Annotated in this window: 19 protein-coding genes and 2 riboswitches; of the genes, 4 read left to right on the top strand and 15 right to left on the bottom strand. The window is 48.3% G+C overall.

The genetic code is table 11. From position 1 onward, the window contains the following. Positions 1 to 104: 104 nt before the first annotated feature. Positions 105 to 191: riboswitch (ZMP/ZTP riboswitch) on the bottom strand. A 92-nt stretch (positions 192 to 283) separates the two neighbouring features. Further along, positions 284 to 1,252, bottom strand: coding sequence for a carbohydrate kinase family protein (locus tag MUB35_RS02305; RefSeq protein ID WP_033144233.1), 969 nt, complete (start codon positions 1,250 to 1,252; stop codon positions 284 to 286). A gap of 370 nt (positions 1,253 to 1,622) precedes the next feature. Between MUB35_RS02305 and dltA the strand changes: the two genes are divergently transcribed. From dltA to dltD, 4 genes are read left to right on the top strand one after another with little or no spacing between them, the layout of a single operon-like run. After that, the gene (gene dltA / locus MUB35_RS02300) at positions 1,623 to 3,167 is read left to right on the top strand and encodes a D-alanine--poly(phosphoribitol) ligase subunit DltA (protein ID WP_244805718.1); all 1,545 of its coding nucleotides are present in this window, start codon (positions 1,623 to 1,625) and stop codon (positions 3,165 to 3,167) included. Further along, complete coding sequence (dltB, locus tag MUB35_RS02295) at positions 3,164 to 4,336, top strand: D-alanyl-lipoteichoic acid biosynthesis protein DltB (protein ID WP_244805717.1); 1,173 nt, start codon at positions 3,164 to 3,166, stop codon at positions 4,334 to 4,336. The genes dltA and dltB overlap by 4 nt, the downstream gene beginning before the upstream one ends. 39 nt (positions 4,337 to 4,375) lie before the next feature. Then, the gene (gene dltC, locus MUB35_RS02290) at positions 4,376 to 4,606 is read left to right on the top strand and encodes a D-alanine--poly(phosphoribitol) ligase subunit DltC (RefSeq protein WP_033144197.1); all 231 of its coding nucleotides are present in this window, start codon (positions 4,376 to 4,378) and stop codon (positions 4,604 to 4,606) included. Between the two features lie 25 nt (positions 4,607 to 4,631). Then, a complete protein-coding gene (gene dltD, locus MUB35_RS02285) occupies positions 4,632 to 5,786 on the top strand; it encodes a D-alanyl-lipoteichoic acid biosynthesis protein DltD (RefSeq protein WP_244805716.1) in 1,155 nt (384 codons plus the stop codon). A 74-nt stretch (positions 5,787 to 5,860) separates the two neighbouring features. Here the strand turns inward: dltD and MUB35_RS02280 are convergent, their stop codons facing one another. The 14 genes from MUB35_RS02280 to MUB35_RS02215 form a co-directional block, all read right to left on the bottom strand. Beyond that, entirely contained in the window at positions 5,861 to 6,046 is a 186-nt protein-coding gene (locus tag MUB35_RS02280) for a hypothetical protein (RefSeq protein WP_033144195.1), read from the bottom strand. Positions 6,047 to 6,051: 5 nt separating this feature from the next. Next, entirely contained in the window at positions 6,052 to 6,753 is a 702-nt protein-coding gene (locus MUB35_RS02275; protein WP_103732523.1) for a response regulator, read from the bottom strand. Further along, entirely contained in the window at positions 6,746 to 9,325 is a 2,580-nt protein-coding gene (locus MUB35_RS02270) for a sensor histidine kinase (protein WP_244805715.1), read from the bottom strand. The genes MUB35_RS02275 and MUB35_RS02270 overlap by 8 nt, the downstream gene beginning before the upstream one ends. 92 nt (positions 9,326 to 9,417) lie before the next feature. Further along, positions 9,418 to 10,068, bottom strand: a complete 651-nt coding sequence (locus tag MUB35_RS02265; protein ID WP_054350752.1) for a potassium channel family protein — start codon at positions 10,066 to 10,068, stop codon at positions 9,418 to 9,420. 20 nt (positions 10,069 to 10,088) lie between these two features. Then, complete coding sequence (locus tag MUB35_RS02260; RefSeq protein WP_052099641.1) at positions 10,089 to 11,435, bottom strand: TrkH family potassium uptake protein; 1,347 nt, start codon at positions 11,433 to 11,435, stop codon at positions 10,089 to 10,091. A 147-nt stretch (positions 11,436 to 11,582) separates the two neighbouring features. After that, positions 11,583 to 12,740: a sporulation integral membrane protein YtvI gene (ytvI, locus tag MUB35_RS02255; RefSeq protein WP_033142881.1), complete on the bottom strand. Its 1,158-nt coding sequence runs from the start codon at positions 12,738 to 12,740 to the stop codon at positions 11,583 to 11,585. A gap of 185 nt (positions 12,741 to 12,925) precedes the next feature. Further along, the gene (locus tag MUB35_RS02250; protein ID WP_033142882.1) at positions 12,926 to 13,537 is read right to left on the bottom strand and encodes an NUDIX hydrolase; all 612 of its coding nucleotides are present in this window, start codon (positions 13,535 to 13,537) and stop codon (positions 12,926 to 12,928) included. Positions 13,538 to 13,539: 2 nt separating this feature from the next. Further along, a complete protein-coding gene (locus MUB35_RS02245; protein ID WP_244805714.1) occupies positions 13,540 to 14,178 on the bottom strand; it encodes an ECF transporter S component in 639 nt (212 codons plus the stop codon). Positions 14,179 to 14,305: 127 nt separating this feature from the next. Continuing rightward, positions 14,306 to 14,424: riboswitch (FMN riboswitch) on the bottom strand. Positions 14,425 to 14,608: 184 nt separating this feature from the next. After that, a complete protein-coding gene (locus MUB35_RS02240) occupies positions 14,609 to 14,842 on the bottom strand; it encodes a GlsB/YeaQ/YmgE family stress response membrane protein (protein WP_244805713.1) in 234 nt (77 codons plus the stop codon). A gap of 296 nt (positions 14,843 to 15,138) precedes the next feature. Beyond that, the gene (locus MUB35_RS02235) at positions 15,139 to 17,124 is read right to left on the bottom strand and encodes an alpha-glucuronidase family glycosyl hydrolase (protein ID WP_244805712.1); all 1,986 of its coding nucleotides are present in this window, start codon (positions 17,122 to 17,124) and stop codon (positions 15,139 to 15,141) included. A gap of 13 nt (positions 17,125 to 17,137) precedes the next feature. Next, positions 17,138 to 19,438 carry a glycoside hydrolase family 88/105 protein gene (locus tag MUB35_RS02230; protein ID WP_244805711.1) on the bottom strand — a complete coding sequence of 767 codons (2,301 nt, stop codon included), beginning with the start codon at positions 19,436 to 19,438 and terminating at the stop codon, positions 17,138 to 17,140. A 6-nt stretch (positions 19,439 to 19,444) separates the two neighbouring features. After that, a complete protein-coding gene (locus tag MUB35_RS02225; protein WP_255785541.1) occupies positions 19,445 to 20,305 on the bottom strand; it encodes a carbohydrate ABC transporter permease in 861 nt (286 codons plus the stop codon). Further along, positions 20,292 to 21,197 (bottom strand): carbohydrate ABC transporter permease, encoded by a 906-nt coding sequence (locus tag MUB35_RS02220; protein ID WP_033141498.1) that lies wholly within the window; start codon positions 21,195 to 21,197, stop codon positions 20,292 to 20,294. Before MUB35_RS02220 ends, MUB35_RS02225 begins: the two co-directional genes overlap by 14 nt. 70 nt (positions 21,198 to 21,267) lie before the next feature. Then, the gene (locus MUB35_RS02215) at positions 21,268 to 22,629 is read right to left on the bottom strand and encodes an ABC transporter substrate-binding protein (RefSeq protein WP_244805710.1); all 1,362 of its coding nucleotides are present in this window, start codon (positions 22,627 to 22,629) and stop codon (positions 21,268 to 21,270) included. Positions 22,630 to 22,753 lie beyond the last annotated feature (124 nt).

The raw sequence follows: 22,753 nt of genomic DNA, 5'->3' as shown, positions 1-22,753 counted from the left end.
CCTCCTTTTCATGGCAATAGTCTTGTTTTCTGCATGATTCCGCCGATGTCTGCATATGAATGCTTTTGAAAAAAAAGGGCAACATTTGTCAATTACACAATTACAAACGTTGCCCAGACGGTCGGCTCTCACTTACATTTTGATTTCACTGTGGTGCTCCACATTGTAATCCGTCAGAAATCAAAACTATTATTTTGTTATGTCTATAATTTATCACAATTTCCGATTACTGTCAATGCTGTATTATATTAAAAATTCACAACAACATTTCGACAATTTTACTCTATTTTCCGGCGATAAACGTTAATACTTCTTCTTTTTTGGGCATAACACGGAGTGCCCCTTTCTTTGTAGTGATAAGAGAGGAAGCTCCGTTGGAGAATTCCAGCATTTCATAGAGCTGGTCCTCTGTAAGACCCTCAATTCCGTGCTCCAGCACATAATTCAGTGCGCATGCACCGAAGGTATCGCCTGCTCCTGTTGTCTCAATAGTATTCTCCTGCAGGAACGGTGCGTGGAATACTTCCCTGCCCTCATGGAACGCTGTGCTTCCCTCTTTTCCCATGGTCACGTTCATCAGCTTCAGATTCGGATACCGGGATAGCAGCATATGGGCGCCTTCCTTCACATCTTTCGTCCCGGTCATGAATTCCAGCTCTTCCTCGGAAATCTTCAGGAGGTCACATTTTGAAAGACCGTATGCGATCTGTTCTTTTGCAAGCTCCATGCTGCTCCACAGCGGAGGGCGCAGGTTCGGGTCAAAAGAGATGAGAAGTCCCGCTTCTCTAGCAATATCAATAGCCTTTGCAGTCGCCCGGCGCACACCCTCATGGGTCATGGACAGGGTGCCGAAATGAAAGGCTCTGGCTGATTTTATGTATTCTTCGTCTATCTGGTCAACGCTCAGCATCATGTCCGCACCGGGATTTCTGTAAAACGCAAAGTCCCTGTCCCCATCCTCAAAAGTATGGACAAACGCCAGTGTTGTGTGGACTTCCTGATCCTCATACAAATGACTGGTATCGATTCCCAGGCTGTTCAGCGTATTTCTCAGGGATGTACCGAACTGGTCTTTGCCCACAACTCCCAGAAAAGATGTCTTTTTTCCAAGATTATTGAGCATAGCCAGCACATTACACGGCGCTCCGCCGGGATTTGCCTCAAAAATGGGGTTGCCCTGTCCGCTCACTCCGTTTTCCGTAAAGTCGATCAAAAGCTCACCAAGCGCGATAACGTCAAAATTCTTGTTCATATATGTTCTCCTTGTCCGTTTTATTCTACTGTGAATTATATTCGTTTTGCCTGCTTTACGCAAGTACCGCGGCACAATTATTCATAAAAAATACATTATATGTAGAATTATTGTAACTGTTCAGTCAGGTCTGCGCATTTACTGCGCTGACCGTGCAAAAGAGTAGTGGCGGCAGGTATTCGCCCCATCGCGAAGCGATTTTTAATAGGCGAATACCCGTAACGATTCAGCTGGCTGAATAGTTACGAATTATTCTTAATGAATCGAAAGGTTTTCTTTAGAATTTCTTTAAAATTGAGCCTGCTAATTCTTTTAAATTCTATGGTGTAATTAAGAAGGTAAGAAAAACGTCGAAATTGAGGTGAATTTTATGAATATATTGAACCAAATATGGGAATATGCCTCCATCTGCCCGGAAAGAACAGCCATCTGCTGCGACGGACAGTCTGTTACTTACGGAGAGCTGGAGTTATATTCTGAGCGTCTGGCCCGTCATATTGAGCAGCAATGCGGACAGAACTATGCCCCCATAGCTGTATACGGCCACAAACATCCCCTGATGCCTGCGGCATTTCTGGCCTGTGTCAAATCAGGCAGGGCTTACTGCCCCATTGACACCTCAGTGCCGGACTCCCGGGTGGAAATGATCCTGGATGCCCTGGATTCCCCGATTCTTCTCTCCCTCTCTCCTCTCCATGCAGACTGCAGGGATAAACGAATCCTTTCCCTGCAGGATATTGATGTCATCGTACATACAGATTTGTCCGGCATGGATAACAGCATGGGCGATACCGTACCCGAACCGGTTTCCGGGGATGATATCTTTTATATCATATTTACTTCCGGAAGCACAGGAACCCCAAAGGGCGTCACGATCACGGAAAGGAATCTCAGCAATTTCCTGGACTGGTCCATCACCCTGGGAACCTCCACCAATGCCAAAAAGGGAAAGGTATTCCTGAATCAGGCCCCCTTTTCCTTTGATCTGTCCGTAATGGATCTGTATACATGCCTTGCGGTGGGCGGAACTCTCTGGTGTCTGACAAAGGATGTGCAGAAGGATTACCAGAAACTGCTGGAATCCCTGAAACGATCGGATGCCGCAATTATGGTTTCCACACCATCCTTTGCCGATGTATGCCTGTCAGACCCGGCTTTTGCACAGACCGCTCTGCCAAACCTTGGCCTGTTTCTGTTCTGCGGGGAAACCCTTGCCAACCGGACAGCCCGCAGGCTTCTGGAGCGTTTCCCCTCTGCAAAAGTCATGAACACCTACGGTCCCACGGAGTCCACCGTGGCTGTCACTCAGGTGGAAATCACACCTGAACTGGCTGCCGGCACTTCCCCTCTGCCTGTGGGCAGGCCAAAACCCGGCACCACACTGCAGATCTGCAGTCCCGACGGCAGCATACTCCCCGATGGAGAGAAAGGGGAAATCATTATACTGGGCAATACCGTAAGCCCCGGCTATTATCAAAACACAATGCAGACAGAAAAGCACTTTTTCACATACATGGAAGACGGAATCCCCGCGCAGGGATACCGCACAGGGGACAAAGGATATCTGAAAGACGGCATGCTCTATTACTGCGGACGCATAGACCTGCAGATCAAGCTGCACGGATACAGAATCGAGCTGGAGGATATAGAGAACAATCTTCTCCGTCTCCCCCAGATAGAAAAAGCTGCCGTACTCCCCAACATAAAAGACGGGCGTGTCAAAAGCATCAGTGCCTATCTGGTCTGCCCCGGCATGACGGCGCCGGAGCGTACTTACGCGGAAATGCTGAAAGAGAGTCTGCGCACCTTCCTTCCGGAATACATGATACCGAAAAAACTCATCTTCATGGACAGGCTTCCCATGACCGGAAATGGCAAGGTTGACAGAAAGGCCCTCGGGAGCGCAGTTCTTTGAGTTTTTATGAAGGGCTTTCCTTCTTTATCTGCCTCTTTTTATTCCTGATTCCTGCCGTCATTCTGGGCATCATGGAAAAAAAGATGGGGCATTATACCCTGGCCGTATCCCTGGTCTTCATAGTACTGGTCTTCGGCCACAGCCCCGGACAGTTCCTCTATCTGCTTCTCTTTTACGGATGGTCCTATCTGGTGGTGTGCGGCTACGCTGCTGTCCGCGCCAAAAACGGCAGGAATGAAAAACAATACTACCTGTTCCTGGCAGCCATGCTGCTGCCCCTTATATTATGTAAACTATCGCCGCTGTTCCATATGAACATATTCGGATTCACCGGCATTTCCTATATGAGTTTCCGCAGCATCCAGATGGTCATAGAGATTTACGACGGAATCATTTTGGAGGTCCCACTCCTGGAATTTTCAGGATTCCTCCTTTTCTTTCCCTCCATCAGCTCCGGTCCCATTGACAGAAGCCGCCGGTTTCACGATGACTGGATGCGCATCCTGCCAAGGGCAGAATATCTGGATATGTTGGCAGAAGGTATCTTCAAACTACTGCTGGGCCTGGTCTACAAGCTGGCGCTGGGCACCCAGCTCTACACCCTTCTCACTATATGTGAGCAGTCCATGGGACGCCGGGACGCCCCCTGGTATTTCGCCGCAGGCTACGCCTGGCTGTACGGCTTCTACCTGTTCTTTGATTTTGCAGGCTATTCCCTCATGGCAGTGGGAACCGCCTATATTCTGGGTGTCAGGCTGCCGGACAACTTCCGCGCTCCATTTCGGAGCCTGGATATAAAAGAGTTCTGGGACCGCTGGCACATTACCCTGTCCCACTGGTTCCGCGATTTCCTCTTTACCCGTTTCATTATGAAATGCTCTAAGAAGAAATGGTTCTCCACCCGTTTAAACAGAGCCTGTGCCGGATTTATTGTCAACATGGGCGTTATGGGACTGTGGCACGGCGTCACGCCATCCTACATACTATACGGACTCTACCACGGCATTCTGCTGTCGGCCACAGAAGTTTACCAGAAAAAATCAGGCTTCTACAAAAAATATAAAAACCGGAAACTATACAAGGCAGTCTCCTGGCTGCTTACCATAAACCTGGTGATATTCGGCTTCTTTATCTTCTCCGGAAAATTCCTGGAGCTTTTAACCGCCTGATATCCCCAATCAATTTTAAAAGAAAAAGGAGAAAACAAAATGGAAGAAAAAATTTTAGATTTATTAGCAGAGATCTGTGAGGATGATATTGTGAAAGAAGACTTAAAAACCGAGCTTTTCCAGTCCGGTCTTCTGGATTCCCTGGGATTTGCCGAATTTCTGGCCGGCCTTGAGGAGGAATGCAGCATCGTCATAGCCCCCTCAGAGGTCACCAGGGAAGAAATGGATACCCCGGAAAAAATCCTCAATCTTGTAAAATCCAAATGCTGACCAGAGAAAGGCAGGCGTAAGAAACATGAAGAGACTGACTGCATTTTTCACGGCCTTTGTGCTGTTCCTTGTCACCGCGGCAGGCATCCACCTGGCTGTCCGTGACAGGAAGATTCCGGACTCCCGGACATTTTCCACCTGGGCCAACGAGACAAAGACACGTTCCCGTGAAACCATAAAACAAAATCTTGGCCCGGACAGCCTTCTGGTATTCGGCTCCTCCGAGTTTATGCACGGGCAGGACACCCCGTACCATCCTTCCTCCATGTTCGCGGACAGTGACTTTGAGCCCATGCTCATAGGTGCCGGCTATTACCAGTCCCTGAGCCATGCCATTGCTTTAAGCGCCGTAGGGGAGGGCCAGAAAAAGGCCGTCCTTTTCCTATCCCCCCAGTGGTTCAGAAAACCCGGCATCCTGCCCCAGGCCTTTGCCTCCCGCTTCTCTGAGAACAACTATCTGGGCATGCTGCAGAACGAAAACCTCTCACCGGAAACAAAACAATACATCATAGACCGCACCCATACGCTTCTGAAAGATGACCCCAAAACCAAAGACCGTTTAAGCACATATGAGCGCGTATGGGTCACCAAAACCGCAACCACAGAGGACACCCTCATAGCCGGCGCCTGGCAGCACTTTCTGAACGAGAAAGAAAAGATCACCGTCCCTCTTCTCTTTGACCTCACCGCAAAAAAGAAAGCGCCGCCGGCCACTGACATATCCATAAACTGGACCAAATGGCTGGCCAAGGCCGAGGAAGACGGCTCCCGCCACCAGGAGAACCAATTCTACATAGACGACAAAAACTACAAAAAGCTGAAACCCCACCTGGCCAAAAAGAAAGGCCGCAACAAAAAAGCGATACACGGCTACGGCTCCTCCCCCGAATACGACGACCTCCGCTGCTTCCTGGATGTATGCCGCGACATGGACATCGAACCTCTTCTGGTCATTCTCCCTGTTAACGGCTATTACTACGACTACACCGGTTTTCCCCGTACTGCCCGGGAAACCTACTACTCCAACATCCGCAGTCTTGCCTCCGCCTACAACGCCGAACTTGCCGATTTCTCAACAGATGAATACACCAAATACTTCTTTGAAGATCAAGTCCACATAGGACGGAAAGGATGGGTTCTGATCAATGAAAGCCTTTACAACTTTTATAAAAAACCTTAAAACCAACCGCAAAGCCCGTTTCCTCCTCCAGGTGCTCTCCTTCTACATCCTCCTCATGCTCCTCTACCTCTACTTCATGACCGCCAACCTCTCCACCGCCCCACCCTTCCTATATTCCCAATTTTGAAGCCGCGGGGCGGCTTCTTTTTTCTTTTTTCTCCAACGCCATCCCTAGCCTCTTTCCCCCACAACCTGAATCCCATGAAAAACACCGCGGCCGGCAGTCTTCTCTCCGGACTGCCGGCCGCGGTGTTTTTCATGCTCACTACTCCCTTTTAATCATCCGATACCCAATCCCAATATGCGTCTGTATATACTTGGGCTCCGATGGCTCCTCCTCAATCTTCTTCCTCAGCGTCGCCATAAACACCCGCAACGAAGGCACATCACTCTGCATCACATTCCCCCATACCTCATTCAGTATAAAGTTATGCGTCAGCACCCTCCCCACATTTTTAGCCAGAAGACACAGCAGCTTATACTCAATCGGCGTCAGATGGACTTCCTCATCCCTGATAAACACACAACCGGATGCATAATCGATCTTCAAATCCCCGTTCACGAAGACCGCGTTGTCCTCCACGCCCCCGCTGCTCTGATACATAGCCCTGCGAAGGCTTGCCCGCAGCCTTGCCAGCAGCTCCTCCACACTGAAAGGTTTCGTCAGATAATCATCTGCCCCCGCATCCAGTGCGCTTACCTTATCCGCGTCCTCGCTCCTGGCACTTACCACGATGATTGGTACATTTGACCAGGACCGCACTTTTTTTATCAGGTCCACACCGTCCATATCCGGCAGCCCCAGGTCCAGTATGATCACATCCGGCCTCTGGGATACCGCCTCCATCAGGGCCTGTGCCCCGTTTTTAGCCATATGGTATCGGTATTCCTGCATATCCAGTGTGGTTCCCATCAGATTTCTGACAGCCTTGTCATCTTCCACAATAAGTATCAATGGTTTATTCATGTATCACTACCTCCTCTGCCGGCAATGTGAAATAGAAAACGCTTCCCCGGGGGCTGTTGTCCCTTACCCCGATCTCTCCGCCGTGTGCATTTATAATGGCTTTACAGAGTGCAAGACCAAGTCCCAGCCCGCGCCTGCCATCCCCTTTCTGATTCTCTGCCGTATAAAACATCTGAAACAGCTTATTTTTATCCGCATCCGCCACCCCGTTTCCGTTGTCCGCGATTTCCGTCCACACAAATCCATCCTTCTGGAACACATGAACCTTAATCTCTGACCCGGCCGGTGTATATTTGATGGCATTGTCTATGATATTGATAAACACCTGCACGATCAGCCTGGTATCCATCCTGGCCATCAGGAATTCGTCCTCCTGCTTCACTGTGATCTTGTGTTCTCCGCTCTTTCTGTCCAGGTGGTGCATGGCCTCGTTGATCACATCGTCCAGAAGTTCTGTCTGCCGCTTCAGGTTCATGGTCCCATTCTCAATCCTTGTGACAGAGAGCAGATTCTCCACCAGGTTGATAAGCCAGATGGCATCGTCATAAATATCCCCGTAAATCTTATGCCTCTGGCTCTCCTCCATCTGGGCGCTGCCGTTTAAAAGCACACTGGCATTTCCGGAAATACCTGTCAGCGGAGTACGCAGGTCATGGGAAATAGCCCGCAGCAGATTGGCCCGCAGCCGCTCCTGTCTGGCGTTCATCTCCACTTCCTTTTTCTCCTCATCCAGCTTCTGCTTTTCAAGTGCCAGGGCACATTCATTCAACATGGCAAGCAGCAGGCTTCTCTCAAAAGCTGTGAGTTCCTCAGCCCCCATAACAATACCTGCCACTGCCAGAGCTTCCTTCCTGCCTCTCACAGCCAGGTACAGACATTTTGCATCGGGCAGCGTATCTGTTGTGGCACCCGCATGCTTATTATTCTGATACACCCAGGATACCACTTCCTGTTCCTTCTCATTGAGATACTGCCCGGCATCCGACATATCCTGTTTTTCCATTCTGGGAACCAGATTTCCCTTCTCATCGGGCATATAGAAGATAACCGTCCGGCCCAGCATTTTCTCCATCTGCACCATGATCTCCCGGATGATCTGGGACACATCCCTGGCCTTCTGCAGCTTCTGGCTGGTCTCCAGCAGAATTTCCGTGCGGTATGCCTTTTCCGCTGCCTGGTGCGCCTGCTCCTTCACTCTGGTCGTCAGGGTGGAAATGAGGAATGCCACCAGGAACATAATGATAAAGGTAACAGGATATTCCGGCCCGTAGGCTTTAAACGAATATCTGGGGAGTGTAAAGAAAAAATTAAAGGTAAATACACTGATAAAGGAGCTCACCAGACTGTATGCCTTGCTCTCTGTCCACATGGCGGTGAGAACTACCCCCAGAATATACAGCATGATAATATTGACCTCTGAAATCCCATGGCTGTACATCCATCCGCCAATCCCCGTGGAGGCCAGCAGCACGCCCACTGTCTTCAGGGTATCCTTGAAGGTGAAGCCGGTTCTGCTGTGCCTTATGCGAAATCCCGCAGTACCGGTATTCTGCTCCATAGATGGGATAATATAAATATCGGGATTGGAGCCAAGTGCTGTCAGTTTGTCGGCAAAGCTGACTCTGGAAAAAGAGAGGCCTCCAATCCATTTTGTACGGCCCAGCACAATTTTTGATACACCTGCCATTCTGGCATACTCTGCAATCTGCTGGACCACATCATCCCCGTACATGGTGATGACCCTGGCTCCCAGTTTTTCCGCCAGTTCCATATTCTCTTTTAATATCCTTTTATCTGCATCCGGCAGATTTTTATCGTGGGACGTCTGCACATACAGAGCGGTAAACGCCCCGTGGAACGCATCCGCCATACGTGCCGCTGTCCTGATCACCCTGCCGTTGGAGGGAGATGCGGAGATTCCGGTCAGGATATGTTCTCCCGGATAGGAGGTCTCCTGTACATCCTCCCCCTTTTCCGCGATCTTATTGATCCTGTCCGCCATTCTTCTGAGGGCCATCTCCCGCAGGGCAGTGAGGACACCTGTATCCGCAGCATTATTTCCAAGGCACTCCCGTACCTTTTCCGGTTCCGCGTCCACAAATTCCACCTGGTCTGCCTGATCGAATACTTTATCCGGAACGCGCTCCCCTGCCGGTCTGCCGGTCAGGGAGGAAATCACATCCGAAAGACTCTCTATCTGCTGTACATTCAGGGTCGTATACACATCAATCCCGGCCCGAAGAAGCTCCTCTATGTCCTGATAACGCTTTCTGTGCCTGGAACCCGGAGCATTCCCGTGGGCCAGCCTGTCTATGACCAAAAGCCCGGGCCTTCTTCTGATCGCGCTGTCCAGATCAAACTCCGGGGACAGATTCCCCTGATAATTATGAAAAACGGGGGCAAGCTTTTCCATTTTCTCCCCCAAATCCAGCTCCAGGGGAACACATCCGACCACTACATCGCAGCCCTCTTTTTTCCTCTCCGCTGCATCCCGCAGCATCTGTCCTATCTTTCCTGTTCCTTCCGCATAGCTGAAAAAGATCTTCAGCCTGCCGCTTTTATCCGTCTCCATCCCGGCTCCCCCTTTCTGCGCTGTTTGGTTTATTATAGCCTATTTCCCACGGGAATCAAATAAATTATGCGGAGAAAGGCAAAGAGCGCCGGCTATCTCGCCTTTGCCAGCGCTCTTACATCTTTGTAATGTCCCATGATGATCAGGGTCTCACTTCCCCGAAAGATATACTCCGGACGGGGAAGAGGATAGATTTCCTCCTGCTCCTTGACTGCCAGAATACTGATATGATATTTATTCCGCACTCCCTTTTCCACAATGGACTTGCCCACCCACGGTGCCGGGACCGGAATCTCATAAATGGAGTAGTCAGGGGTTAATTCAATGTAATCGAAAATATTATCTGTGCCGAATTTGACAGCCAGACGTTCTGCCATCTCCCGTTCCGGGTAGACTATCTTGTCCGCTCCGTTTCTGAGAAGAAACTTTGCGTGCACATCCCTGTTTGCCCTTGAGAGGACAAAAGGCGCCCCGTAATCCTTGAGAAGCGCTGTGGTCTCCAGGGAGCTCTGAAAATTATCCCCGATGGCCACAACGCAGAGATCAAAATTACCCACTCCCAGAGAGGCAATGAAATGCTCATTGGTGGTATCTCCAATCTGCGCATTTGTCACCAGGTCCAGCGCGTCATTGACACGCTCCTCATTTATATCAACTGCGAGGACTTCATTGCCCTCCTCTATTAATTTCGCTGCCATATGGCGGCCAAAGCGGCCCAGTCCCACTACAAGAACCGATTTCATTTTCTACTTTTCCTCCTTGATCAGCCTACAGATACCTTTTCCATAGGCAGTTTTGATGGTATGTTGGCAATCCGGTTGCCGAAAGCAATGAGTATGGTAATGCCTCCGACCCTTCCGATAAACATGAGCAGTATCAGAACAATATGTGAAACGGTTCCAAGCTGCGCAGTGATCCCCAGAGACAGTCCTACGGTTCCGATCGCGGAGGCCGCTTCAAACAGAGCGTCCTGGATCGCAGTTCCATCTGCAGAGGCGATCAGCACAGTTCCCACCAGGATCAGAAGCCCATAGAGCATGGTTACACAGCTTGCGTGGCGCAGGGCATTCTCCTCCATTCTTCTGCGGAAACACTCGATATCCTTCCGTTTTCTGAATTCAGACCATATACTCAGGATCATGATGGACATGGTGGTTGTCTTAATACCTCCCGCAGTGGAACCGGGAGAACCGCCGATAAACATAAGCCCTACTATGAGGATTTTACTGCAGCCCGATAGCGTTGTCAGATCCACGGTATTGAACCCCGCTGTTCTGGGCGTTACGGCCTGAAAGAACGCGCAGAGTACCTGTTCCCCAAAGCTTCTTCCCTCCATGGAAGGTTTCCCCAGCTCAAAGAAAAACATGAGGACAGCCCCTCCGAGAATAAGTATCGCTGTTGCCATGAGCACGACCTTTGTGTGGAGCTTATAATTTTTATAATGCCATTTATGGTCCCTGACATCTGCCCACACAAGAAATCCCAGGCCGCCCACTATGATCAGCAGCATAATGGTGATACTCACCAGAGGGCTGCCTGAAGCGGTCATGAGGGAAGTTCCCGGATCAAAATAGCCCATCAGATCTATTCCCGCATTACAAAAGGCAGAAATGGAGTGAAATACGGAAAAATATATACCTTTTCCCGTACCCAGTCTCGGAACAAAATAAAAGCTCAGCAAAATGGCTCCGATCCCCTCGAATAATACCGTTCCGCCGAACACAAACTTTGCCATGCGCACAATTCCGCCCACCTGGGGTGCAGCCACGGATTCCTGCATCAGAAGCCTCTGCGACAAACCAATCTTTCTCTTGGTGATAGCGAGCGCGGAAATGGCGATCGTCATAAATCCAATGCCGCCTATCTGTATTAATAATAAGATGACACCCTGGCCAAATTCAGACCAGAATGTATAGGTGTCATGCAGCACCAGTCCGGTGACACACGTTGCTGATGTGGCGGTAAACCAGGCATCCATAAACGGAGCTGCTGTCATCTGCCGGTTGGACACAGGCAGCATCAGCAGGAGCGTACCTGTGGTAATCACTGCCAGATAACCGAATACAATAAGTTTCGTTGTGGTCCAGTGATGTTTTTTTATTCCTGACATAAGAGTCTTCCACCCTTTTTATTCTCTTTCTGTGTTATCCTGTAACTACATATTCTAAATTCTTTTATATTAAAACGGCATAAAGCTATGTTAAGGACGCATTAAGATAGCATAAAGATTTTACTCTTTATGCTATCTTGTCCTGTTCTATGATTCTTTATTCTCTATGTGCTCTTCGTCCCCATTGTTGCGGCAGATCCACTCCAAAAGATCCTCCATGGCTTCCTTTGCTGACTGGAGCGGTCTGTCAAACATACCTGATTTATAGAAATTGATCACAACTGCCCCTATGGGCACTGCAAGTATCATGCCAATGACACTGCTGACCCGGTATCCTGTATACATAAAGATCAGTGTAAGGAGCGGGTCCATGCCAATGGAATCCCCCACCATCTTGGGCTCTATGACCCTCCGCACCAACTGCGTCACCAGGTAAAGGATGATCAGACCAACCGCAAACTTTGTATCACCGGACAACAGCTTGAATACAGCCCATGGTATAAGGGCTGTCCCTGTTCCGAAGAACGGAAGCATATCCAGAAAAGAAATGAGGAATGCCACCAGCACGGCAAAGCTCACCTCCAGAAACAGCAGCCCTACACAGAGTATTGCCCAGATAACAGCCATGATCTTAAACTGTGCTTTGAAATAACCGCCGAAGACCTTTTTAAAGCTGTCTGCCAGAAGTCTCCATTTTTCCTGGATGATCTGCGGTGTGTTGTTCCGCCCAAACTCCAGGATTCCATCCCGGTCCGCGATGAAAAAATAGGCGGACAATATGGTAAATATAATAGATATCAGCACACTCGGAAGATGCTTGGCCATATCACCTGCGTAGCCAACGGTCCACTCGCTGATATTTCCCACCAGTTTTCCGATCCGTTCTCCCAGATCGTCCTGCACATTATTGATGGAAGTCTGTACATTTTCCGGAAGCTGTTTCATGAATTTATTGAGATTGTGCTCCACCTCCCGAAAATCCTCCCGGAATCCACTGTAAATATCCGGTGCCTGATTGATCAGGTCACTGGCCTCCTCCACCGCTTTTGTTCCTATAAAATACCCTGCTCCGATTATGGCGGCTAAAACTGCTATAATGATCAGCATGGATGTGTGCTTTCTGGCTATTTTCATCCTCTTTTCCACCATGCGCACCAGAGGGCTGGCGATCATGGCGATGATCCATCCGATGACAAAAGGCATAAAAAACCTGAGGAATTTAAGTCCCAAAACAATGACCAGTATAACGCCTAAAACTGTAAACAATGCCGCCAGAATACCTTTTACATACTTCTTCCACTTCATATATAAATATCTCCCATGCCTGCCTGTTTTGACTGCTGTCTGCGCAATCTGACAGTAGCCGGGGCAGATTTTGCCTGCACCGGCTACCTTAAGTATACTCTCATCCGCCCGGGATACAATGCCTATCCCGTTAATTTTTTATGAAAAATTTGCGAACGGTTCTGATCTATAATTGATTCTGTGTCTTAGATTTCCTTCAGAAAAGCAAACGGCTCATCATCATGCAGAAAATGCATCAGCATATAAGCCGTCATGATCGCCGCTTTCTCTTCCCTCAGGATTCTTCTGACCTCTTCCCTGTCAGCCAGCACAATCTCCAGCTCCTCGGAATCCTCCAGTCCATCCCCGGACACCTGGCCGGAAGCATAACCGTATACACTGGCGCAGGATTCATCGGTCATGCCAATGGTAGTAAAATACGGTTTCTCATATGCCGGGTCCACATCAAGAGGAGTAAGCGTCAGGCCGGTTTCCTCTTTCATCTCTCTGATCGCGGCTTCTCTGTAGTCCTCACCGGGCTCTACCAGGCCTGCCGGGAACTCATAGATATAGCTGTCAATAGCATAACGGTACTGACGTACCAGCACGACCCTGTCTTTCTTCTCCCCATAGAGGCTGTAGATAATAACTCCATCCGGGGTGTTTTTCCTTGTTTTGATCTTCAGTTCATTCTCAGTCTTTGCCCGTGACGCCACATAGTAATGTCCCTTTCTTCCTGTCTTACTCTCCACATCCAGGTGGTAGAGATTTACATGGGGATTCTCTGTGAGCGGCGTCACCTTTTTTATATCCGGCATCTTTATTCTCCTCGCAGTAATACTCTGATTCTCTTATAAATAAGCAGTGTTACGGCAGAGATGATACATCCCTTCACCAGGTTAAACGGCGCCACTGCCAGCACCACAAAGGTAAACAGGTTATTGATTCCTGCATTGATAGATGAACCCATCTGAATAAAGGCGCTCACCGGCATCCCGAAAGCTGCCCCGTATGCGGGGAGCAGGATAAATGCATTCACAACACAACCCACAACAGCCATACAAATGGTTCCGATCACCATTCCGATCACTGCAAATTTTTTGTTCCTGCGGTATTTATAGAAAAATGCTGCCGGAACGATAAAAGAGCATCCCATCAGGAAATTGGCGATTTCACCCACGCCCGCTGTGGCGGAGCCGTGGATGACTGCATACAGCAGTACCTTCAGAAGCTCGATCATAATACCTGCCACCGGTCCCATAGCAAACGCGCCAACCAGCACGGGTACTTCTGAGAAATCCATCTGATAGAAAGGCGGTGCGATCACCGGGATGGGAAACTCAATCATCATCAATACCGTAGCCACGGCTCCAAGCATGGCTACCTGTGCCAATGTCCTGATTTTTGAACGATTCTGTGCACCTGCAGGTCTTTTGTTTACAATTGCTTCATTACTCATTTTTATTCTCTCCTTTTTATGATGGTTTCATAAAAGGAAATTCTTCTTTTTCCGCTGCCGCTTCCGCGGCTGAAACGAAAAAACGCCCTGAAAATCAGGGCATTGATGAAATCTGCATTATGAAATACATTTTCTTCTCTCATCCAGACTTTAACTGTCGGTACCGGAATCACACCGGTTCAGCCATTTACATGGGTCGCGGACTATACCGCCGGTAGGGAGTTGCACCCTGCCCCGAAGAATTTTCTTTTATCTGAGAATTATTATAAACCTTTAAAGGCTTGATTTCAATGGGTTTTTGAAGATTTTTAAAGTAATAAAAAAAGCCTGTAATCCACACCCAACCGGGCTGAACTACAGGCTTATCCAGATTTCTCCTCATTTGACTATGTTTTCAAGCGTTTTCGCAGATGTTATATCAACCTTTCCACTATTTAAAAATCTTCTTCCCAATGTATAAGAAAATGCACGCCCCCAAAACAGATACCATAATATTGGCAAGAAAACCGTACGCATAAAATCCCACTAGCGACATGATTCCTCCGCCGACAAAGGAGCCTGCGATTCCAATTGCGATGGTTTTTATGAAGCCTCCCTTTTTTACGCCCATGATTCTTCCGGCTATCCAGCCTGATATGATTCCTATAATTAATGATGTAAGCATTTTTATCTCCTTTATGATGCCTGATTCCGCAAATTTTTCACTATTTTTTGATTTTGGCTTTCTGTCTATTATACCCCATTCCATCTACTTTGTACATCTGACTTCCTAAAACATAGGCCAAAGCTTGTCTGCATCTGCTGTTCACTCCGGGCCCGGAAGCACGCTTTGCAATATACAGATATGGAACATTCTGCTCCTTATCACGCTGGCAGCTCCCAATCCTCTGTACACAAGATAAATTAAAAAATCCTTCTGCCGGAAACATTTCTGTTATCCGGCAAAAGGATTTGCATATATCAGAAGATTTCTCTTCCCTGTTCGTCGGGAATCATGGATTTTCTGTAGAAGAAGCTGTTGATCACATCGCACCATTCCCGGCTGTTTTCAGCCTGGCGCGTGAACCGTTCCTTAACTCTTAAGAAAATGTGCTGCGGGATTCTGCCCTCCAAAAGTTCCCAGTCTTTCTGCATCTGCAGGACCTGTTCGTGTCCCTCAAAATGACTGTCATAAATGTGCTGTATCAATGTCTTTCCGGAATGCAGCCGGTATGTGTAGGGAACACGGTGGAAAAACAAAAGCAGATTTTCCGGGCAGGTTCCCTTTTCTCTGAACAGGGCAGCATTTTTCTCAAAATACTGTTCGCTGTATCCGGTACCCCCTGCGCTTCTGTCAACGCCCACTGCCAGGTGGTCGGCTCTGTGGTAGGTACCCCATTTGGAATATTCGTATCCCTCGGGATTGGGACCGTAATGATGTGCGGGGTTCACCATAAAACCGATTCCAAGAGGCGCAGTGTATTTTTCATAGACCTCTCTGGAACGAAGAAGGATATCTGAAATACTCCTGTTCACGTCGCTGTCTCTGCTGATCTGCAGGGAAATCCACTCGCTGGCGATCTCCTCTGCGGATAGCTGCGGAGCAAAGGCCAGACGTCCGAATCCGTACAGATTGGCGCCTGCCAGGTCATGGCCTGTCCAGTTGGCATCCCTTCCTGTGTTGGCTACTGCTGCCATACCGCATCTTTGCTGTCCGAATGTCCTGCCGGAAATGATATCCGCCACTGTGTCCTCCGGTTTTCCACATCCCGTGGAGAAATCCAGCACTTCTTTCCACATGGGAACCAGATAACACACATCGATCTGCTGTCCTGTGTACTCCTGGGCGATCTGAACTTCCAGCATCTGGTTTGTATGCTGCAGACCCCCGAAAAGAGGATGGACAGGTTCTCTCACCTGGAAATCAATGGGTCCGTTTTTAATCTGGAGAATGACATTATCATCGAATTTTCCGTCCAGAGGCATGAAGTTGTCGTATCCGGCACATGCCCGGTCTGTCCTGCGGTCACGCCAGTCCTGCTGGCAGTTGTACACAAAACATCTCCATATGATGGTCCCTCCGTACGGTTTAACCGCGCGGGCCAGCATATTGGCACCGTCTGCATGGTTCCTCCCGTAGGCAAAGGGTCCGGGACGTCCTTCGGAATCTGCTTTTACAAGAAAGCCTCCCATATTGGGAAGCCGTCCGAAAATTTCGCCGCATTTTTTCTCCCACCAGTCTTTTACTTCTTCCTTCAATGGGTCTGCGCAGGAAAGCCCGCCCAGAGTCATGGGTGCTGCAAAATCAATGCAGAGATACATGGAAATTCCGTACTGTGCAAAAATATGGGAAATCTGCTCCAGTTCTTTATAATGCCTCTCTGAGATAAGCCATTCTGCACCGTTACGCACATTCACATTATTAATAGAAATCCCGTTGATTCCAACAGAGCAGAGCAGTCTGGCATAATCTCTGATCCGCTCAGTCACACAGACTTTCCCGTTTTCATAAAAAAAGGATCTTCCTGCGTATCCCCGCTCAATGCTTCCATCTATGTTGTCCCACTGATTCAGCATCCTGACAGGATTCGACGGTATCTCCCGAATAGAAATGCCGGTGATCTCTTTTCCGGAGGATACCATAAGAAGAAGGCGGAATGTTCCGTATAAAAGCCCGTTTTCTTTTGCCGCGCGTATATAGATCCTGTCTTCTTCCTCTGTGATCTGATACCCTTCTTTTCCCAGATTCAGGGCCGGATTCAACTCTAATATAAGCCCCGCTTCCTCTCTGTTTTCTCCTCTTCTCACTGTGATAGAAAACAGTTTTTCGGCTGCTGTCTTTATTTCTCTGAGTGCGCTTTCAACCAGCACTCCGTTCTGCTGTGTATACACAGATTCAAAATACTTCTTATCTTTTTGATTTTCTATCGGTTCATATGCAAGCCATGCCTGCTCCCAGTTGCACATAGTTTCCTCCTAATCACTCTTCTGTGAGGTAATGTTTTAATCTGTCTGTCTCCACGCCTGCCAGCATAACGATACCGATTCCATGAGTATCGTTGAAATTCCATTCCAGGGCTCTGTAATACTCCCGTTCATAGGACCAGCCTGAACCCTGGCAGACACCGTATAGATTTCCCTTTCTGTCTATGGCCTTTTTCGTCAGACCGTTCCAGGCCCTGAACACAGATTCAGCAAAATCTGCCGTCCGTTCTTCCGGCAGCAGCCCATAACGAATCCCTCTGGACATGGCGCAGATGAACATGGCTGCAGCGGATGTCTCCTGGTAGGTATCCCTCTCGTCCAGAATCTGATGCCAAAGACCGTCCTCATCCTGGAGCTCCAGATAGCCTTCACACAGATCATGGAAATAAGACACAAGTTCCTCCCGCATAGGTACATCCGGATTCTCCCTCATGAGCAGTTCACTGAGAGAAAAAACTACCCAGCCGTTTCCCCTGCTCCATGGGATCATATTCGCATGTTCAAATTCCAGTTTATACATGTGGGACAAAATGTGCCCGCTTCCCTTCACAGCACGCGGTTTGAAATAAAAATGCTTCTTATATAAGAGTAGTTGTCTGACGGCTTCCTCTATGGCATTGTCATCATGAAAAACTTCCGCGTACCTGATCAAAAAAGGAACACTCATATACATATCATCAATCCACATGCTGTTGTCTCTTCTCTTAAAAGAGCCGTCCGCATTTCGGATCTGTTCTTTTAAAATATATCTGCCGATTCTGCCGGCAATCCTCTGTACTTCTTCTTTAAAATATCTGTCTTGTTCCCCGGCGTATGTTTGAACATTGCTTTTGCCTATGCCGCAGCGGGGCGCACGCCGTATGTCCGGAAAAGTTTTCTGACATGCTTCCATGCAGTTCAGAAGGTATTCCAGCATACAGGAACCGAATGACCCACAGTCATCCAGGGCGTCCATCCAAAGAAGCTGCTGGTTGACACCGGGAAATCCGTATTTTTCCCGGTCATAGACTGCATAACGGTCAGCCATGACCACCATTTCTATGGAATCACGCACGTATTTTATCAGTTCCTGCATCTCATAATACAGACCTGTCTGCAGCATTCCGTACAGAGTCACCCCCAGGGGATATGTCCAGCGGCCGAACAGACAGCTCTCTGCAAAGGGACGGATAACAACAGATGGATATTTAGTTCTCCAGAAAACACCGGAATCAGATATCCGGAAGGGCTTTGTAAGAAATTCCCGTCTGTCGGGGATCCAGGTCATCAGTGCCTCTTCCGCCCGGCAATCCAGAGGCCCCAGAAAGAGAACATCACCGCAGTTTCCCTTTGCCTCCACCGGAATACGACATTCCCAACGGCTGTTTTCCCAATCAGGACAGGTCATCCCGCATGTTCGTTCCTCTGTGCGGATCAACCAGGATATCTGGCAGCAAGCGCGGAAGTGCTCCTGATATGGTTTTCTGCAGCATCCCGATTCCTTATCATCCGCATCCATCCTGCATCCATCTATCATAACTGCTCTGATACACGGATTCTTTTCTTTTTGCTCCCTCAAAAAGCGTATCAGCTCTTCCCACGCCTTTTTCAGGTCCGTACCCGGTACAGCACGTACCTCTGTCCATGCAAACCATATCTGGCCCGCTTCCTTCCAGGGTAATCTGGGGACGTCTGCAGCCGGCAGCCAAACTCTTTCTGTCTCCTTCTCCGTTTTTTCCCAGAAGGATTCCCTGAGAAAAAAATTCACGGCTGTTTTCTCATCCGCCTCCTCTGCTTTCAACAAAGTAAAGTTAAAACCAGCCTCTCCTCCCCTCTCCTCAAAGGGCATAAGATAAGAACATGGCTCCCACTGAGGCATTTTATTGGTCAGCGTACAGCAAAATCCTGCTTCTTTTCTGGAAACAAGGAAAAGCCGGTTCATCCCTTCATGCAGTTTGGCCGTCAGTTCATATTCTCCCGCTCCCGGACAGAGAAGTATCAGCTCCCGGTTGAGATATACTAATGTCCGGCTCTCACACTTCACCAGGAAACGGCTCTTTTTCCCTTCCGGGCACCACATTTCACCGGCTGCTGCCCCCCAGTCCCCCAAAAGGGCCCCGGGAAACTGCTGCTGAAAATCCAGGACTGCGTCCCCGTTCTTTCTCCTTCTGGCCCCATTTTCATGGAAAGCCCTGAGAAGAAAGGGCATGGGCGGATGATTTCCCATAAACCGGTACGCCATTGTGCGCAGCACGGCTTCTGTGTCATCGCCGTATATATAATGCATGCTGTCTGTTTCGGATATGTAGCTCTTCATATATTATCATCCCTTTAATCCGGAGGTTGCAATTCCGTCTGCCAGATATTTCTGGAAGAAAATGAAGATCAGCACAATAGGCACGATGGAGAGAGTCGCCATTGCGAACATTGCGCCATAGTCCGAGGAGGAGCCAGGATCGCAGAACAGTTTCAGCGCCAGGGCAACCGGATACATGGCAGCATCATTGATATAGAGCAGCGCTGACATAAAGTCATCCCATCTCCACATAAAGGAAAAGATACCGCCTGTGATCAGTGACGGAGCCATCAGCGGCAAAATAATACGGAAGAAGATTCCGTAATAGGAACAGCCGTCAATTTTGGCTGCCTCATCCAGCTCTGTAGGGATACCCTCTATAAAGTTCATCATAAGATATACAAAAAATCCCTGGATGGCAAAGAAAAACGGAATGATAAGGGGAGAAAAACTGCCGACCCAGCCCAGTTTTTCATACCACAGATACTGGGGCACCATAAGGATCTGTCCCGGCAGCATCATAGACGCCAGCATGGCGCCGAATAAGATCTTCTTGCCCCTGAACTGACATCTGGCAAATCCGTATGCCACACATGCGGAAGATGCCAGGGTTCCTATGGTTCCCACAACTGCTATGAAAAGAGAGTTTTTAAAAAATGTGCCAAAGGATACGCCTGCAAATCCTCTCCAGCCATTGGCATAATTCTCCAGTGTGAATTTCTCAGGGATCAGGCTTCCCGCTGTTGTAAATATGGTACTGGTTTCTTTAAAAGAGCTCATGAACATCCAGCAGAGCGGATACAGCATGGCTAATCCGAAACCGCAGACTAAAACATGATAGACAACTGTTCTTATATTCTTCGTTTTCACAATCTCACCCCTGTTCATATACCCAATATTTTTTGGTCTTAAATAACACAAATGTTATCACTGCAATAATTCCCAGCATAACCCATGCCATTGCGGAAGCATAACCGGATTTGCTGAAGGAGAAGGACTGCTGATACATGTACACCGCGTAGAATAAAGTGGTATCCATTGGTTTTCCCTGTGTGATGATCAAACTCTGTGTAAATGCCAGGAATCCGTTGATCATCTGCATAACCAGATTGAAGAAGATTGTGGGAGTCAGAAGCGGCAGGGTAACACGGAAGAACTTTGTCACCTTGCCCGCGCCGTCCACGTCTGCTGCCTCATACAGAGATTTCGGAATCTGTTTTAATGCGGACAGGAAGATCAGCATGGAAGAACCAAACTGCCAGACAGCCAGCAGGATCAGTGTCCAGATCGCTGTTCTGGTGTCACTGAGCCATGCAAAGTTGGTGTCAATCCCGAATATTCCGAGAATGCTGTTCACAACACCGTCGGGTGCGAACATTCTCTTCCATAAAATAGCTACAGCCACTGAACCGCCGATGATGGAGGGCAGATAGTAGGCTGCACGGTAAAATCCCGTAGCCTTTGTGGGTTTCACCAGTATCATTGCCACCAAAAGGGCAAAAATAAGCCTCAGCGGCACAGACACCAGCGCGAAATAAAGGGTAGCCTTGATGGAATGCCAGAACACTTCATCATTTGTAAACATATCTATGTAATTTTTCAGTCCCACAAACTCCGGCGGTGACAGAATGTCGTAGTCACAGAGCGAGTAATAAAAAGAGATTCCCATAGGTATGATCAAAAACACCAGAAATCCTATAATAAAAGGAAGACAGAACACAACTCCCGCTGTCTTTTCCTTATTTAAAAACTTATATAATCTTTTGCTAGTAGGTTTCAAAATCTTCTCTCCTTTCCAAAGGCAGAAAAAGGGCTGCCGCCGTCCAAAAGACTACAGCAGCCCTGATTATTTATTGATGTTCCGCGTAAATTTCGTTTGCGCTGTTGAAATATTCCTCCGCAGCCTTCTCGGAAGTATATTCCCCGTATTTCACCTTCTCTTCCAGTTTCCTTAACAAATCCTGGGCCTCACTAGTTCCCTCTGGTGCCAGAGGAGGCAGTGCACTGGAATTCGGAGTGATGACATCTGTGATGAATGCAGCATTTTCCTGGTCTTCCTGGCTCAGCAGAGGCATGATCTCCTCAGCGATCTTGCTGGATACCGGGATACCTCTCTCTGCAAGAAGAATCTTGTAAGCTTCTGAAGAGTTTGTAAAGTAATTCAATACCTTCACTGCCTCTTCCGGGTTCTTGGTATCAGCACTCACACAATAATACATACTGGGTTTTACATAGTTTGATTTTTTCGGGTCTGTGGAAGGAATTGTTGTGATGGCTATATCGGTTCCCTCCGGAGCTGCTGTCTGGTAAGCGGTCAGCATGGCAGAGCCGTTGATGGTACACCATGTCATGTTATCAGGATTGGAGCCGTATACCATGGGGTCCTCCTCCACACTGGCTGTATCGGCAGCCTGACTCGGGGAGATGTGCCATCCTTCTTTTACACCGTTCTCAGAGATTTTAAAGTAATCCACATAATCCTCTGCGCTCTTGCCGCCAAGCTTGTCAACCACCTGGATATCATTTGCCCTTGCGTAAACTTCCATGTACATTCCGTAGTGGATCAGGTTTGCACGGTAGCCTGATTTCTCATAAACCTGTTTCGCGATCTCAATGAACTCATCCAGAGTCATATTGTCCTTTACAGTAATCCCCAGTTCATCAAGCAGTGTTTTATTATAGAACATACAGGAAGAACTGGTTCCGGATGCAACACCGTAAATCTTGTCTCCTACCTTGCCCATGTTGATCGCGTCCTCAGACAGATTGGAGGTATCCAGGGTTCCGTCTTCAATATATGGTGTCAGATCTAATAGCTGGCTCTTGTCTACGTACTGCTGCAGATATGACATATCCATCTGAATGATGTCCGGCATTTTTTTGCCTGCGGCTGAAGTAGCCATTTTACTCCAGTAATCGTCCCACTGGAAGAACTGTCCTTTGACTGTGGTTCCCTCTTCCTCTTTATATTTATCCAGCACCTGCTGTGTACGCTCATTTCTTACCTGGTTTCCCCACCAGGCCATGGTCAGTTCCCCTGACGCTGCTTCCTCTTTACTTCCGTTTCCGCCCTTATCTGATCCGCATGCTGTCATGGAAACTGCTGCCAGCGCACATGCCAGTGCCGCTGCTGCTGCTCTTTTTAAAAATTTCCTCTTCACCTGTTTTTCCTCCATATTTTCTTTTGAGAAGCCCCTCTTGATGTAACTCATTATATAATGGTTTCCCCCGGATGAAAATTGATAAAACTTACTTCCACGCTCAAAAAACATACCTGCGTCCGCAAAAAAATTACTTTACCTGTAAAAAATTGACTTCCCGCATTTTTTCCGGGCA

The organism is Blautia sp. NSJ-175 (genome assembly GCF_022867815.1).
Classification (GTDB): domain Bacteria; phylum Bacillota; class Clostridia; order Lachnospirales; family Lachnospiraceae; genus Blautia; species Blautia celeris.
Note: the sequence above shows the minus strand (reverse complement) of the source record. Positions and strands in the feature narration are given on the sequence as shown.

Coding starts and splice junctions, on each gene's coding strand:
- MUB35_RS02245 (WP_244805714.1), bottom strand. CDS start 14,178: ATGAGTAATGAAGCAATTGTAAACAAAAGACCTGCAGGTGCACAGAAT.
- MUB35_RS02260 (WP_052099641.1), bottom strand. CDS start 11,435: ATGTCAGGAATAAAAAAACATCACTGGACCACAACGAAACTTATTGTA.
- MUB35_RS02225 (WP_255785541.1), bottom strand. CDS start 20,305: ATGAACAGGGGTGAGATTGTGAAAACGAAGAATATAAGAACAGTTGTC.
- MUB35_RS02230 (WP_244805711.1), bottom strand. CDS start 19,438: ATGAAGAGCTACATATCCGAAACAGACAGCATGCATTATATATACGGC.
- dltC (WP_033144197.1), top strand. CDS start 4,376: ATGGAAGAAAAAATTTTAGATTTATTAGCAGAGATCTGTGAGGATGAT.
- MUB35_RS02280 (WP_033144195.1), bottom strand. CDS start 6,046: ATGAAAAACACCGCGGCCGGCAGTCCGGAGAGAAGACTGCCGGCCGCG.
- MUB35_RS02240 (WP_244805713.1), bottom strand. CDS start 14,842: ATGCTTACATCATTAATTATAGGAATCATATCAGGCTGGATAGCCGGA.
- MUB35_RS02265 (WP_054350752.1), bottom strand. CDS start 10,068: ATGAAATCGGTTCTTGTAGTGGGACTGGGCCGCTTTGGCCGCCATATG.
- ytvI (WP_033142881.1), bottom strand. CDS start 12,740: ATGAAGTGGAAGAAGTATGTAAAAGGTATTCTGGCGGCATTGTTTACA.
- MUB35_RS02275 (WP_103732523.1), bottom strand. CDS start 6,753: ATGAATAAACCATTGATACTTATTGTGGAAGATGACAAGGCTGTCAGA.
- MUB35_RS02270 (WP_244805715.1), bottom strand. CDS start 9,325: ATGGAGACGGATAAAAGCGGCAGGCTGAAGATCTTTTTCAGCTATGCG.
- MUB35_RS02235 (WP_244805712.1), bottom strand. CDS start 17,124: ATGTGCAACTGGGAGCAGGCATGGCTTGCATATGAACCGATAGAAAAT.
- dltD (WP_244805716.1), top strand. CDS start 4,632: ATGAAGAGACTGACTGCATTTTTCACGGCCTTTGTGCTGTTCCTTGTC.
- MUB35_RS02215 (WP_244805710.1), bottom strand. CDS start 22,629: ATGAGTTACATCAAGAGGGGCTTCTCAAAAGAAAATATGGAGGAAAAA.
- MUB35_RS02305 (WP_033144233.1), bottom strand. CDS start 1,252: ATGAACAAGAATTTTGACGTTATCGCGCTTGGTGAGCTTTTGATCGAC.
- MUB35_RS02250 (WP_033142882.1), bottom strand. CDS start 13,537: ATGCCGGATATAAAAAAGGTGACGCCGCTCACAGAGAATCCCCATGTA.
- dltA (WP_244805718.1), top strand. CDS start 1,623: ATGAATATATTGAACCAAATATGGGAATATGCCTCCATCTGCCCGGAA.